This is a genomic window from Nitrosomonas sp. Nm51, from assembly GCF_900111165.1.
Classification (GTDB): Bacteria; Pseudomonadota; Gammaproteobacteria; order Burkholderiales; family Nitrosomonadaceae; genus Nitrosomonas.
Genome location: NZ_FOGH01000001.1, coordinates 141,181 through 155,638, shown reverse-complemented (window position 1 = coordinate 155,638; position 14,458 = coordinate 141,181). Strand labels below are relative to the sequence as shown.

The window sequence follows — 14,458 nt, the reverse complement described above, 5'->3', positions numbered from 1 at the left end:
ACAATTTAACGGGCAAACAGAGAATATAAATTTGTTTGCGACGATTGGTTGTTAATGCATTTTCGTACCATTACATGCAAGATCTAAACATTGAGAGGAAAGCAGGTATTCGCAGTGTATATTCGATTTCCCCGCAAAAGCGAATACAACACAAGTCTGCTTGTCTGAAACACTGAGACAGCTATATAAATCTTTATTTACAAATAGGTAACCTGACATGAATAGTTCTGTAGCAGATTTTCAAGAAAGAATGCAGCTTTTGGCAAATGCATTTATCAAGGAACTTCCGGGAAAAACCGAAGATTTAAAAACGTTATGGCAACAGCTTCAGAACGAATGGCATGCCGAAAAACTTCAAATTGTGCATCGTAAAGCGCACGGCCTTGCCGGCTCAAGTAAAACATTCGGCCTGAGTGAGTTGAGCCGGGTGGCGGATTCTATGGAGCAGACCCTGAAAGCGGCGCTACAGAACAAAACCCCCATGGATGAACGGCAGTGCGAAGAAATCTTTTCTCAGCTACTGGAACTAAGCCGCCTGGCAGCCAACCCGGCGCCGGATCTTTCTCAAGTGATTGCTCAGAAGCTAAATGATTATCTGGTGGATACAGATGATGCGTGTCGTGTTTTTGTTGTTGACGATGACCAGGAAGCCGCGCAGGAACTGGCATTGCAGATAAGCTATTACGGTTATGAAGTTGAGGTTTTTGGCCGTTTGGCGGATTTCCGCAAAGCAATCAAAAAAACACCTAACGCCATCGTGTTAATGAATGTCGAGTTTTCTGATGACGCAATGGCCGGTATACGAATTATGAAAGAAATTCAGCGTGAAATGGCAGAACCCGTGCTGGCTATGTTTCTTTCCTCGAATGACGATTTGGCTGTTCGGCTTGAGGCCGTACGTGCAGGTGGTATTGCGTATCTGACAAAACCCATTAATTCTACAGAATTGATCGAACAGCTCGATTCGTTTGCAGTGCCGCAAACGCAGACCCCCTTTCGGGTTTTAATTATCGACGATAGCGCCAGTGACCTGGCCTATCACACCGCTGTCCTCGAACTGTCCGGCATGGTCGTGAGGGGAGTTGAGCAAATGGATGGGGTCATGAAAACATTACTGGAGTTTAATCCGGATGTTATTTTGATTGATGTTTATTTGCCTGAATGCAGTGGTATCGAACTTGCGAAAGTAATTCGCCAGATCGACGGCCTGCTCAATGTCCCAATCGTGTACTTATCCTCAAAAAATGATTTCAATACCCAGCAGGAAGCCATGCAGCTGGCAAGTGATGATTTTCTGGTTAAGCCCATCGATCCGAAGGGATTGATTTCTGCTGTCACCATGCGGGTGCGGCGTGCGCGCCTTTTGCGCGGACTGATGGTGCGTGACGGCTTAACAGGATTATTCAATCACACTGCCATCAGAGAGCAGCTCGGACGTGAAATTGTGCGATCGAACCGACTGAAAACGCCGCTGTCATTCGCGATGATTGATGTTGATTTTTTTAAAAAAGTAAATGATAACCATGGACATGCAGCAGGCGATCGTGTATTAAAAAGCCTGGCGCGGCTTCTTAAACAACGGCTGCGCGGCACTGATATTGTCGGCCGATACGGTGGTGAAGAATTTGCGGTAATCCTGACCGATACCAATGCACCGGAAGCGGCCAAGGTGATCGATGAAATCCGCAAGGTGTTTTCACGTCTGCTGCATATGAGTGATAATAAGGAATTCAAGGTTACGTTCAGCTGCGGTATTGCAGATATTAAACATTACCCGGATGTAAAAAGTGTCAGCGAAGCTGCTGACAAAGCGCTTTATCAGGCCAAAAAGAAAGGCCGCAATCAGGTAATGGACAACGCGGGCGATTAACAGACGGAGAAAACGCTTTCAAAGCAGCCGATACAAGGCAAAACTGGCGTTTATGTTTCAACATCCGCCAGTCTTAGGAGCCGCGAATAAATAAGTGTGACAATTGGGCGCGTCTGGCGGGATGCAATGCAGGGCGAGAGAATGAGTCATAGCACAAGCTATGGCGGCGGCAAACAACGCCGCAGCGTGCCCGCCAGATGCGATCCGGGTGTTGCAGTTATTTATGAACGACCCCTTATATAACTGATTATAAAAAAGAAAATTCGCTCTAATTGCGCATTTTCTTTTTGGTTGGCTGCCGCCTGAATAAGATTGCCGGCTGGACTTTTTATTAAGTTGCGTTTTATGGCATTATCCCAACCAGCAAAAACAAACCAGTTTTCAATAATAGATTGCAATAACCAGAATTGGCTGCGTTGCACTAAACCGTTTAGCGAACTGAGCCAAGTGGCGCTCTGCTTGATATTTACTTTATTAAGGTATGAAGCATAATTCGTGCCAGATTTTCTATATTTTTGTAATATTTTGATAATAAATATTAAAATAAGAAATATTGCGTTTTGATTTGGTGTGATTCCTACTTGTGTAAAAAAAACCGACAAAAATAGGACAAATTCTATTGTCAGGACGGGAAAAGACAATAAAGCATTGTCATATGACACTTGGTTCGAAAAAAACTTTTTCTGTCAATGAATTAAATGGACCCATCAAAGATGTGCTGTTGTGCAGCCCGGGTGCTGTGAATGACCGCATCGAAACTGTCAAACACGTCTGTAATAAAAGTGTCAAAAAATCTTACACATTGTATTGACTGCCCTGGGACACGTATTTCGAAAGAATCGAACGAAAATATTCTGGTTCGTCCATAATTCTGGCAATGCCTCATTGCTTGGGTTTTCCGGTAATGTATTATGCGTGCTGACGTTTAAACGGACGTGCCGTACAAGATCAACAATAGCGGCCACATCAGCAACTGTTAACGGTCCCTGATTTTGATTTTCAGTTCAGGCGCTGAATGCCGTATGACCGGCGGAATAGCGGATCGGTTGAGTCCAAGCACGCTAACCCTGTGCGAGGCATTGAAGCCGGGCGCACCGTTTTTATCTCTAAGGATTGACGATAGTTTATACTCAAGCCCTTTGGTTTCCGGATCGAAGCGGATATCGTGTATCCATATGCCCGCACGCTGCACATGCTGGTGGTCGCATTCATAATCCAGATTCCATCCGGTGAGCATGGGAACGACATAATCATAAGGCAGATCATAAAGACGAAACGTTTCTGTGTGCACGACACCGTCCACGCCATTGCGGCAAATACCGGTTTTTCCCGAGCGCGAATTAAGCGGCAGGAAATTGGCGCGCAGTTTTACGCTGTCCCCACCGATGAGCGCGGCGCGTGTTTTCACCCAGTGCGTGCGAGTGCCGCTGTCTTTGAAAATAGTCTGTGTGACCCAATGCGGGTTTCCGTCCGGATTGGGCGATGCGTCAGTCTGGAAAAGACTGTAGGCGACCTGGCGCAAAGGATGATCGGCCGGATCATCCCATCGGCAAGGCGGAAAGCGAAATTCGCATTCAAATTGATTGTCGTATTGAAAATCGAATCCGCGGGGAATAACGGCGACTGAGTCGTGCCCTCTCAATGCACCGCCGGTCCATATGCTCTCCAGAGTGGCGATCGGCCCGTCCGAATGTATCTGCAAAGCCTGGGTTTCAATGCCGTTATAATCACCCTCGATACGTGCATTGATCCATGCCGAATTGAAACCCAGGCCGGTGTAGTAGACGCAGAATTCATAAGCGTCATCCCCATTCTGATCACTCAGCTCGCCTGCCACCTCGAACACGAGCGTTGGCGGGCCACCGCCACCCGTCACCAGTTTGCTATGCGAAATATCGGCGCGCAGCGTGCGCACCTCATGATCTTTGTGCAAATAGCGCAAGCTCCAGCCATTGAGTATTACGGTGGCGTTGTTAACATAGGCAGGCAAATCATGCGTAATCAGCATAGTCGCCGGCTCGGGCCCGCTCGCCTGCTCGCCGCATTGACTGCCTTCCACCATAATAAATTTGCCTGCATCTTCAAACCCGATCGTACGTACGACTTTGAAAAACGACTGATCTGATAAAGATGTGCTCTGCTGTTCGGGCAGCGTAGATACGTCACTTTCTTCCCGGCCGGTAGCGCAGCCCGTCAGCATAATCAGCATAACCATTGCAGGAAGGATAAAACGCTTACAATTCATTTTTACATTTTGCATAATATCCCGTTTTCTGGCGAAGTAATCGGTTGCGAAGAATTGTCAGTCTAACGCGTTAACGCAGCAATGAGAAATATTTTCGAGTGGGAGTTTAAAAGCCAAGCCACCGGAACTGACCAGCTATAAAATACAATGCGGTAGCAACAGATATTCGCAGTCTAAAATAAACATTCCCTCGGCTGGTTACGCCAGCCGAGGGAATGTTTATTATCTATTTTACGAAAGGAAGATGATGATTAGTCCTTACCTGTCAAAGATCCCAAAAACGCTTTGATATCCTCGACAAATTCCGAATCCGCGTCCTGGCCGAGCTGATGTTTGGCCATCAAACGAATTGCTTCATCCAGGGTTTCAATTGAACCATCATGAAAATAGGGCGCTGTTTTGGTGATATTCCTCAGACTCGGGACTTTAAAGACTTTTTTATCACTTTCCATGCCTGTAACTTCGTACCGCCCCAGATCATCCGTTTCGTAAGGCTCCACTAGACCGATTTTTCTGAAGGAATTGCCGCCGATCACAACGCCGTTATGACAGGTCACGCATCCTGCGTCGATAAATTTGTTCAACCCGCTTAATTCCTGCTGACTTAAAGCGTCTTCATCACCTTTCAGATAATCATCAAAGCGGGAGGGTGTCAGCAGCGTACGTTCAAAGGCGCCGATTGCAACACCTATATTATTATAATTAAAAGGGAATTCTGAATCAGGAAATGCTTCTGCAAATAATTTCTGATATTCATCAATGGCTTTTAATTTTGCCACCACGTCTCCTTTGTTCGCCATACCCATTTCAATAGGATTGAGTATTGGGCCCAGTGCCTGTTCTTCCACGTCACTGGCGCGCCCGTCCCAGAATTGTGCGATATGCAGCGCGGCATTCATGGTGGTGGGGGAGTTTCTATCACCGCGTTTATTGTCATGACCCGGAGATGTCGGTTCGTTATCGACGCCGTAACCATCCAGCTTGTGACACGAATTACAGGAAATTTTATCGTTGACTGACAGTCTTGGGTCCAGGTAAAGCGTCTTGCCGAGTTTAATCAGCGCGGCATTCTTTTCTTCATCGATGATCGACTCCGGCAGCGGTTCGAAGAATCGCTTGAGATCATCTGCATCGATCTGTTGAGAGTTATCCTGTGCATACGCCTGGGCACTGAACATCAGCGCCAAAATAAAAAAAAGTTTCATATAATTCTCCTTAGGGACGCGCCCGTTGAAATTAAAAAATGGCAGTTTACAATTATTGCTCTGCGTTTTAAATGGCAAATGAATCTTCAATTCCAACAGCTGATCAGGAAAACCGGGCTGGAAATGAAGTGCCTGAAGTCGGAAAGTAACCATGCGTCATACATGCTTCGATTCTTTCCTGCTTTCATTATAGGGTTATTATAATATACTAGAAACGCGCTTTATCGATACTGTCAAAGCCAACTTGCCAGTAGTTTTTTTCAGGCGCGCGATGGACGTCCCTGCCTGCGCGCACAAAAAACCCCTGCACATAGCAGGGGTGAAACAATTCGCTTATTTTGCAGCATGCCAAGCTTTCGCTTCACATAACTACCGATCCAACCAAATACTCAACTGATCTTACTTTGATTGTAGCTGATTACGAGAACGGCAATACGCTTATTAAAATCAGCTATCGGTGCAATCAGCAGTTTCTTACCATCCACATCTGATTTAATGGTGATTTCATGCACATTGATTACATCCTGAGGATACAGATCACCGCCTTTTACATCTTCAAGGCGCTTATCGGTAGACACCAGCAATTCACCGCTGTCACTGATCAACACGATACGATCAGCATCAATCTGCTTGACAATGTCGTTGAGATACAGGCCGATTTGATCAATATTATTGCGAATCAGTTCGCTGCGCACAGCCCATGCCAGAACCTGGCCAAAGCGCTCTTCTTCTTTTTTATATTGTTTGTCAGCATGCTCGCGCGCTTGCTGGGTAATGAGTGTACGTTCATTTTCAAGCTGCTTGTTCATATCCGATTCGATTTTGCTGACAGCTATCAGCTTCCAGGCAAAAACGAAGATAATGATACCTACCAATACAAAAGCATACTTCATGGGCAACTGCTTTTGTGGAAGTTTTTCCAGTACTTCAAACCGTTGACCCAGCATTGAGAAAAATGTCGTTGCTTTAGATTGTAATGATTCATTATTCCGATCCGTCATCAATAGCTCCTTGTTTAGGTGACAGGTAAAAAAACTCCAATTATCCACTAATCCAATCTGAAGTGAAAGCGGAGCATTTTAAAAATTAGTTTTCAGGACAATTCAATATGAATAGGTGTTACAACAATGTGTTACGGGGATTCTTCCGCCGTCTGGCGGCGATTATCCTGTATCCGGAGTATAGCAAATAACGCTTCATCCATTTTGTTTTATAATTCAAAACAAACGCCAGTCATCAAGAATACAACACATGACATTATAACTATTCGAGAGGAAACATACATTTTGGCTGAAAACAATGACAGCGATATCAAAAAATGGTCAGGCAGATTTAATGAACCTGTCTCCGCGCTGGTGGAACGTTATACGGCATCGATTGCCTTTGACTACCGTCTGGCAGAACACGACATACAGGGTTCTCTGGCGCATGCACAAATGCTCGCCGCTCAAGGAATTATCACGCAAAATGATTTGTCGGCCATTGAGCAGGGATTAAAACAAGTTGGCGACGAAGTTCGAGACGGCCGCTTTGAGTGGTCGCTGCAACTGGAAGACGTGCATCTGAACATCGAGAAACGATTGACTCAATTAATTGGCGATGCCGGTAAACGTCTTCATACAGGCCGATCCAGAAACGATCAGGTGGCTACGGATATCAGGCTTTATTTGCGCGCTTCTATTGATGAAATCAATCATCTTATGCGTTCTTTACAATGGGCGATTGTCAACCTCGCCGAAAACCATACTGAAACGGTCATGCCAGGATTTACGCATCTTCAGGTTGCCCAACCGGTCACATTCGGCCACCATCTGATGGCTTATTTTGAGATGTTTAAACGGGATACAGCACGATTATCCGATTGCAGAAAACGTGTCAATCAATTGCCATTAGGCGCTGCTGCACTGGCGGGCACGAGCTATCCGATTGATCGTGAGCGCGTGGCGCGTTCACTGTCGTTTGAAGGCATCTGCGAAAACTCGCTGGATGCGGTTTCGGACAGAGATTTTGCGATTGAATTTTGCGCCTGCGCCGCGTTGATGATGACACATCTGTCGCGTTTGTCGGAAGAACTGATTTTTTGGATGAATCCCGCAATCGGCTTTGTCTCGCTGGCGGACAGGTTTTGTACCGGCTCATCCATCATGCCGCAAAAAAAGAATCCCGATGTGCCCGAACTGGTGCGCGGTAAAACCGGCCGTATCAATGGCCATCTGATTGCGCTGTTGACTTTAATGAAAGCACAGCCGCTGGCGTACAACAAGGACAATCAGGAAGACAAAGAACCGTTGTTCGATACTGTTGATACCGTAATCGATACATTGCGTGTTTATGCCGACATGCTTTCCGGTATTCAGGTTAATCCTGAAATTATGCGTAACGCCGCATTGCAGGGTTTTGCTACTGCGACCGATCTTGCGGATTATCTGGTGAAAAAAGGCATACCCTTTCGCGATGCGCATGAAATTGTCGCCCGCTCCGTGCGATATGCCGAACACAAAGCATGCGATCTGAGTGATCTGGCGCTTTCCGAATTGCAGCAATTTTCAGCCGCAATTGAAGCCGACGTATTTTCCGTTCTTACCCTGGAGGGATCATTGAACAGCCGTAGTCATCCGGGCGGCACTGCGCCGGAACAGGTGCGTGCGGCCGTAATTGGAGCAAAAAGCTGGCTGTCTGGAGAAAAACATGTCTAATTGCCAGACAAAAACTATCCGGCAACTCTCTTGATGACATCATGAATAATTTGACTGATATAGCCAGGCACATCACCGAGGCAACGCAGCAGCCGTTTGAACCAAAAAAAACCATCACCGTCGGCGGTGGTTGCATTAATCAGGCTTTTTGTGTAGCCGATGACAAACGGCGCTTTTTTGTCAAAATCAATCATGCCGATGGACTGCCCATGTTCGAAGCCGAAGCTGCGGGGCTTTATGAAATCGGCCAGACCAATACGCTGCGCGCCCCTCAAGCGGTATGCTGGGGAAAGGACGCGCGTAACGCCTGGCTGGTACTCGACTATCTCGAATTGAATCAACGCGGCAGCGGTAATGTTAAGGAATTAGGCGCCAGGCTTGCCGCCATGCATCGCGTTCATGCGCGGCAATTTGGGTGGGTGCGCGATAATACTATCGGCAGCACTCCCCAGATCAACGCGCAAGACCCGTATTGGGTATCGTTTTGGCGCATCCAGCGGCTTGGTTATCAGCTTAAGCTCGCCGAACGAAACGGTCATCACGGCAAGCTGCTGACCCTCGGAGAACGCTTGCTAGAGGATTGCGATCAGTTTTTCACCGATTATACACCCGCGCCTTCACTGCTTCATGGCGATTTGTGGAGTGGTAATTTTTCTTATGACAATACCGGTCAGCCTGTCGTATTCGATCCCGCCGTGTACTATGGCGACCGGGAAGCCGATATCGCCATGACCGAATTATTCGGCGGTTTTTCCAGAGAATTTTATTCTGCCTACCGGCATGAATATCCGTTGGATTCAGGGTATAATAGCCGCAGGGTTTTATATAATCTTTATCATATCCTGAATCATTTGAATCTTTTCGGTGGCGGCTATCGCCAGCAGGCCGAACAGATGATGGATAGTTTGCTTGCTGAAATTCGCTGACAAATCACGATGCCCGATGACACTGGCCGTACCCATGCCCAACCAGATCAAAAACATTTATTTTCTTCAGATTGCAAGTAGTTTTTGCGCCCGATGACCAAGTACGTTTTTGTAACGGGTGGCGTTGTATCATCGTTGGGCAAAGGCATTGCCGCGGCATCCCTTGCCGCTCTGCTGGAAACACGGGGGATCAACATGACCATGCTCAAGCTCGATCCATATATCAATGTTGATCCAGGCACCATGAGTCCGTTTCAACATGGCGAGGTATTTGTTACTGAAGATGGCGCCGAGACCGATCTTGATCTGGGGCATTACGAGCGCTTTATCAGCACCAAAATGACCCGGCATAACAATTTCACCACAGGCCAAATCTACGAAAGCGTCATCCGCAAGGAAAGACGCGGCGATTATCTGGGTGGAACCGTCCAGGTAATTCCGCATATTACTGACGAAATCAAGCGGTATATTCAGGCCGGCGTCGATGATGCCGAGGTCGCCATCATCGAAATCGGCGGCACGGTCGGCGATATTGAATCGCTACCGTTTCTTGAGGCTATACGCCAAATGGCTACGCAGCTGCCCGCTGATGATACCTGCTTTATCCATCTGACATTACTGCCCTACATTGGCTCGGCTGGTGAATTAAAAACCAAACCGACGCAGCATTCTGTTAAAGAGCTACGGGAAATCGGCATACAGCCCGATGTTCTACTCTGCCGCTCGGACCGCGAGGTGCCCAAGGAAGAACGGCGCAAAATCGCGCTGTTTACCAATGTCAAAGAACAGGCGGTTATCTCTGCCGTCGATGTCGACAGTATTTATAAAATTCCTGTGCTGCTGCACGAGCAAATGCTCGATGAAATCATCTGCCATAAACTTGACATACTGGCAAAGCCCGCTGACCTGAGTGTCTGGAAAAAACTGATTTATGCACTCGCACATCCGGCTTACACGGTGACCATCGCACTGGTTGGCAAATACGTAGACCTTACCGAATCGTATAAATCGCTATCGGAAGCGCTGGTTCATGCCGGTATCCATACATGCTGCAAAATCAACATCCGCTATGTCGATTCCGAGCAGATTGAGAAAACGGGCACTGACTGTCTGCAAGACATGCATGCCATTCTGGTACCGGGCGGTTTTGGCAAGCGCGGCGTGGAAGGCAAGATACAGGCTATCAGTTATGCGCGCCAAAACCGAATCCCTTATTTGGGCATTTGCCTCGGCATGCAGCTAGCGGTAGTTGAATATGCGCGTAACAAAAGCGGCATGAAAGCGGCGCACAGTACTGAATTTAATCCAGACACGCCTTATCCTGTCATTGCGCTGATTACCGAATGGTGCACTCGTGACGGACGCCTCGAAACACGCGATGAAAATTCAGATATTGGCGGCAGTATGCGCCTGGGCGGACAAGAATGCATGTTGAAGAAGAATTCGCTTGTCTGGAAAACTTACGAAGCGGATAAAATTGTCGAGCGCCACCGTCACCGGTATGAAGTCAACAGCGACTATTTGCCGGAATTGGAACAAGCCGGATTATGTGTCAGCGGTGTGTCGCGCGATGAAAATCTGTGCGAAATAATTGAACTGTCCGAAACAGAGCACCCCTGGTATCTCGGCTGCCAATTTCATCCGGAATTCACATCAACGCCCAAAACAGGTCATCCGCTATTCAAGTCATTTATCAAAGCGGCTATTGATTATTCCTGTAGCCGGCGATCAACCGGAGGATCGCAAATCAAGCATGTTGCAGCTACAAAAACATGATGCCAGCGCCGTCTGTATGACAAATACAACAGGCCGTAAAATCAAATCGAAAAAATAAATAAAAACTTAACCAACAGCAACTTGAGGTTATATAGTGTTAACAGGTTGTTGAAAAACGCTTTAGAGGCAGCTGGCGCAAGGCGGAAACAGGGGCAAGCTAGGCGTGGCAAGCAGCTGTAATGCTGACCCGAAGAACAGCGCCCGGGGTGGGTCGAGTATTTTGTGTCTGCTGTTAACGCTGAAGCGGCAACGCAGATAATTTCTCAAGGGCCTGTTAGAATTAACAACAAAACCAATCAGATAACATAGGAAAAACGTAAGCATGAGTGCAATAGTAGAAGTCATCGCCCGCGAAATTCTGGATTCTCGCGGCAATCCAACCATAGAAGCAGATGTGCTGCTGGAATCCGGGGTGCTTGGACGCGCCTCGGTGCCATCGGGCGCATCGGTTGGCACCCGGGAAGCTGTTGAGCTTCGGGACGGTGATGCGCAGCGTTTTCTGGGCAAGGGGGTGCTCAAGGCCGTTGAAAATGTCAACACCGAGGTATCGGAAACACTGATCGGACTGGATGCGGTCGACCAGAGTTTTATTGATCAGGCACTGGTCGACCTGGACGGCACAGATAACAAGTCGCGTATCGGTGCAAACGCATTGCTCGCTGTTTCGCTGGCAGTCGCCAAGGCAGCTGCAGATGAATCAGGGCTTCCATTGTACCGTTATCTTGGCGGTGCCGGAATGATGTCGATGCCGGTCCCGATGATGAACCTCGTCAACGGAGGCGCGCACGCCAACAACAATATCGATATGCAGGAGTTTATGATCGTCCCGTTTGGTATTGGCACCTTCCGCGATGCGCTACGCTGCGGTGCAGAGATTTTTCATGCGTTGAAAAATCTGCTCAATGAAAAGAAAATGCCTACCACTGTTGGTGATGAAGGCGGCTATGCGCCAAATTTGAACAACAATGAAGAAGCACTGCAACTGATTGTCGATGCCATTGATCTGGCCGGTTACCAGCCAGGCACTGATGTCGCAATCGGCGTGGACTGTGCAAGCTCAGAATTTTTTTCAGATGGAAAATATCATCTTGTATCCGATGGTCTGAGTCTGACGCCTGCGCAATTCGTAGACTATCTTGCCGCATGGGTGGACAAATATCCTATTATCAGCATTGAAGACGGCATGAGCGAAGATGACTGGGACGGCTGGGAATTGCTTACACGCCGGCTCGGCAAAGCCGTGCAGCTTGTCGGCGATGATATTTTTGTAACCAATGCTAGAATTCTGCAGGAAGGCATTTCGCGTAATATTGCCAACTCCATTCTGATCAAGGTCAACCAGATCGGCACGCTGACCGAAACCCTCGCCGCTATTGAAATGGCTAAATGCGCGGGCTATACCGCTGTCATATCACACCGTTCCGGTGAAACGGAAGATACGACAATAGCCGATATTGCCGTTGCCACCAACGCGCTGCAAATCAAAACCGGCTCGCTTTCGCGTTCGGACCGGCTGGCAAAATACAATCAGCTGCTGCGTATAGAGGAAGATCTGGGGGATACCGTAAAATATGCCGGCCGCAGAGCTTTTTATCAATTAAGGTAACCGTCAAATCATGAAATATCTGACCGCCGTGCTTTTGTTTTTGATTATCATGCTGCAGTATCCGTTGTGGTTTGGCAAACCCGGTTGGTTAAATGTGCAACAGCTCAAACAAAATGTTGCTGCTGCACATGAAAAAAATCTTGAACTGCGAGACCGAAATACACTGCTGTATGCAGAAATCAATGACCTCAAACAGGGAACTGATGCTATCGAAGAGCATGCACGCAGTGAGCTCGGCATGGTCAAAAAAAATGAAATTCTATTTCAGATTATTGAAAGCAGTCCCTCAACTACAATGCCGCACACAAATTTTGCGCACATAAATCGCGTGCAGTAATCTAACCAGATCATCCAGGGGTGCGCTTGTCAGCGTACATGGCAAGCACACCTTGCAGGAAACAGCCGTTCTATTGTCAAAAGGCGAGTACCAGCCGGCACATATTACCAGGCTGCGCTATGCATTACCGTCGCTTGAAAACATACAAACAGACCGTATATTCTTAGACGCAATCTACAACACGTTATGATTTGAATTTTCTTCGGAGCAAATTGAATGAAAAGAATTTTTCTTTTTCTCGCAACAAACCTGGCGATCATTGTTGTATTGAGTATTACGTTACGCCTGCTGGGGTTTGAAAGAATTCTGGATGAGCAGGGAGCAGGGCTGGATATGAATTCCCTGTTGTTGTTTGCCGCCGTCTTTGGTTTTGGCGGCTCGTTCATATCACTCGCCATGTCAAAATGGATTGCCAAACGGCTTACAGGCGCCCAGGTTATTGAGATGCCACGCAACGCTCAGGAACACTGGCTGATCTCGACCGTGCAGCGGCAAGCAAAAGCAGCAGGCATCGGTATGCCGGAAGTTGCCATTTATAATGCACCGGACGTTAATGCTTTTGCTACCGGAATGTCAAAAAATGATGCGCTCGTTGCCGTCAGTTCCGGTCTGCTAACTGGCATGAATCAGGATGAGGCCGAAGCGGTGCTTGCACATGAAGTCAGCCATGTTGCCAATGGCGATATGGTAACGCTTGCACTAATCCAGGGCGTTGTTAACACATTTGTTATCTTCATCTCACGCGTTATCGGACATACGGTTGATCGCGTTATCTTTAAAACCGAGCATGGACATGGTCCGGCCTTCTGGATCACAGCTATTATTGCAGAGGTTATTCTGGGTATTCTGGCGACCACCATTGTGATGTGGTTCAGTCGTCAGCGCGAGTACCGTGCAGATGCAGGCGGTGCCAGTCTTGCCGGACGCGAAAAAATGATCGCGGCATTGCAACGCCTGCAAATGACAGTCAAACAACCGCATTTGCCGGATCAACTTGCGGCATTCGGCATTGCAGGAAGCATTGGTTCTGGACTCAAAAGCCTGTTCATGTCGCACCCGCCGCTGGAAGACAGAATCGCAGCATTACGCGAATCACGCTATTAATTTGAGTTTTGATTTATTGCGATAAAAATGCTTTCACTGTAAAAAGCACTGCGCTGCCTCGTCCGGTGATGCAGTGCTTCTTTCATACAAAAACCCTGCTGCGCCTGTGTACGTGAATTGCTTGTTAGTAGGAAGACTCGACAGAAAAATCCTGCCAGACAAAAGTCGGTTGTATGGAAGGCGGTGTCGGAATAAGAAATGTCGCGACATCGAATACCCCAATGACAGTACGCGCAACCGTATGCATGATTCCCGACACCAGGCCTATGGTCATTCCATGCACAATAGTATCCTTTTGCGTTGTCAAAATAATATTTTTGGGCAGTTCAACAAATCCTGTCGCTGTATTGGTAATACCTGTAACAAATTTTTCACTCGCCATTCCGATATAGCCCTGCCCATAACCAAGACCGTAGCCGTACCCGCCTGATGCAGTTGCTGGAAATGACGCCAGGCAAAGCAGCAGCATACAAAATGATTTGGTCATTTTTCCCATTAAAAAACTCCTTATATATCAAAGATCGTACTATCCAGTTCATCCCAATTCTACAGAATTTAGAGCCAGCCTGTTAATGCAGCCCGATCCGGTAATCCGTTTCGCAACAAATGCATCGGCATTTATTGAAAAAATTTCCAAAATAGAATGGCACTTTTCCATGGTTAAAAACATATAGGAGAGCGCTTTGCCGGCAG

General features: G+C 47.4%; 12 protein-coding genes. 7 read left to right on the top strand and 5 right to left on the bottom strand.

Annotated features, from left to right (window positions below; all coding sequences use genetic code 11):
* Positions 1-217 precede the first annotated feature (217 nt).
* Positions 218-1,870 carry a diguanylate cyclase gene (locus BMY60_RS00720; protein ID WP_090330410.1) on the top strand — a complete coding sequence of 551 codons (1,653 nt, stop codon included), beginning with the start codon at positions 218-220 and terminating at the stop codon, positions 1,868-1,870.
* Between the two features lie 221 nt (positions 1,871-2,091).
* Here BMY60_RS00720 and BMY60_RS00715 read toward each other — a convergent pair whose 3' ends face one another.
* From BMY60_RS00715 to BMY60_RS00700, 4 genes are all read right to left on the bottom strand, one after another.
* On the bottom strand, positions 2,092-2,472 hold the full coding sequence (locus BMY60_RS00715; protein ID WP_218141589.1) for a hypothetical protein: 381 nt from the start codon (positions 2,470-2,472) through the stop codon (positions 2,092-2,094).
* A 374-nt stretch (positions 2,473-2,846) separates the two neighbouring features.
* Positions 2,847-4,079, bottom strand: a complete 1,233-nt coding sequence (locus BMY60_RS00710; RefSeq protein ID WP_256250598.1) for a hypothetical protein — start codon at positions 4,077-4,079, stop codon at positions 2,847-2,849.
* 287 nt (positions 4,080-4,366) lie between these two features.
* Positions 4,367-5,320 carry a cytochrome-c peroxidase gene (locus BMY60_RS00705; RefSeq protein WP_090330521.1) on the bottom strand — a complete coding sequence of 318 codons (954 nt, stop codon included), beginning with the start codon at positions 5,318-5,320 and terminating at the stop codon, positions 4,367-4,369.
* A gap of 389 nt (positions 5,321-5,709) precedes the next feature.
* Positions 5,710-6,321: a hypothetical protein gene (locus BMY60_RS00700; RefSeq protein ID WP_090330405.1), complete on the bottom strand. Its 612-nt coding sequence runs from the start codon at positions 6,319-6,321 to the stop codon at positions 5,710-5,712.
* Between the two features lie 285 nt (positions 6,322-6,606).
* On the opposite strand from BMY60_RS00700, the gene argH reads away from it, so the two are divergent.
* From argH to htpX, 6 genes are all read left to right on the top strand, one after another.
* A complete protein-coding gene (gene argH / locus BMY60_RS00695) occupies positions 6,607-8,016 on the top strand; it encodes an argininosuccinate lyase (protein WP_256250597.1) in 1,410 nt (469 codons plus the stop codon).
* A gap of 41 nt (positions 8,017-8,057) precedes the next feature.
* Positions 8,058-8,942: a fructosamine kinase family protein gene (locus BMY60_RS00690; protein ID WP_090330402.1), complete on the top strand. Its 885-nt coding sequence runs from the start codon at positions 8,058-8,060 to the stop codon at positions 8,940-8,942.
* Between the two features lie 93 nt (positions 8,943-9,035).
* Complete coding sequence (locus BMY60_RS00685; protein WP_090330400.1) at positions 9,036-10,718, top strand: CTP synthase; 1,683 nt, start codon at positions 9,036-9,038, stop codon at positions 10,716-10,718.
* Positions 10,719-11,040: 322 nt separating this feature from the next.
* Positions 11,041-12,324, top strand: coding sequence for a phosphopyruvate hydratase (gene eno / locus BMY60_RS00680; RefSeq protein ID WP_090330399.1), 1,284 nt, complete (start codon positions 11,041-11,043; stop codon positions 12,322-12,324).
* A gap of 10 nt (positions 12,325-12,334) precedes the next feature.
* Positions 12,335-12,661 carry a cell division protein FtsB gene (ftsB, locus tag BMY60_RS00675; protein ID WP_090330398.1) on the top strand — a complete coding sequence of 109 codons (327 nt, stop codon included), beginning with the start codon at positions 12,335-12,337 and terminating at the stop codon, positions 12,659-12,661.
* Positions 12,662-12,877: 216 nt separating this feature from the next.
* The gene (htpX, locus tag BMY60_RS00670; protein WP_090330396.1) at positions 12,878-13,765 is read left to right on the top strand and encodes a protease HtpX; all 888 of its coding nucleotides are present in this window, start codon (positions 12,878-12,880) and stop codon (positions 13,763-13,765) included.
* A gap of 124 nt (positions 13,766-13,889) precedes the next feature.
* Here the strand turns inward: htpX and BMY60_RS00665 are convergent, their stop codons facing one another.
* Positions 13,890-14,261: an exosortase system-associated protein, TIGR04073 family gene (locus tag BMY60_RS00665; protein ID WP_256250596.1), complete on the bottom strand. Its 372-nt coding sequence runs from the start codon at positions 14,259-14,261 to the stop codon at positions 13,890-13,892.
* Between the last annotated feature and the right edge of the window lie 197 nt (positions 14,262-14,458).

Bases quoted from the DNA above. Each gene is read 5' to 3' on its own strand.
- BMY60_RS00690 (WP_090330402.1), top strand. From the start codon at position 8,058: ATGAATAATTTGACTGATATAGCCAGGCACATCACCGAGGCAACGCAG.
- BMY60_RS00665 (WP_256250596.1), bottom strand. From the start codon at position 14,261: ATGGGAAAAATGACCAAATCATTTTGTATGCTGCTGCTTTGCCTGGCG.
- ftsB (WP_090330398.1), top strand. From the start codon at position 12,335: ATGAAATATCTGACCGCCGTGCTTTTGTTTTTGATTATCATGCTGCAG.
- BMY60_RS00700 (WP_090330405.1), bottom strand. From the start codon at position 6,321: ATGACGGATCGGAATAATGAATCATTACAATCTAAAGCAACGACATTT.
- BMY60_RS00705 (WP_090330521.1), bottom strand. From the start codon at position 5,320: ATGAAACTTTTTTTTATTTTGGCGCTGATGTTCAGTGCCCAGGCGTAT.
- BMY60_RS00685 (WP_090330400.1), top strand. From the start codon at position 9,036: ATGACCAAGTACGTTTTTGTAACGGGTGGCGTTGTATCATCGTTGGGC.
- eno (WP_090330399.1), top strand. From the start codon at position 11,041: ATGAGTGCAATAGTAGAAGTCATCGCCCGCGAAATTCTGGATTCTCGC.
- BMY60_RS00710 (WP_256250598.1), bottom strand. From the start codon at position 4,079: ATGCTGATTATGCTGACGGGCTGCGCTACCGGCCGGGAAGAAAGTGAC.
- BMY60_RS00720 (WP_090330410.1), top strand. From the start codon at position 218: ATGAATAGTTCTGTAGCAGATTTTCAAGAAAGAATGCAGCTTTTGGCA.
- htpX (WP_090330396.1), top strand. From the start codon at position 12,878: ATGAAAAGAATTTTTCTTTTTCTCGCAACAAACCTGGCGATCATTGTT.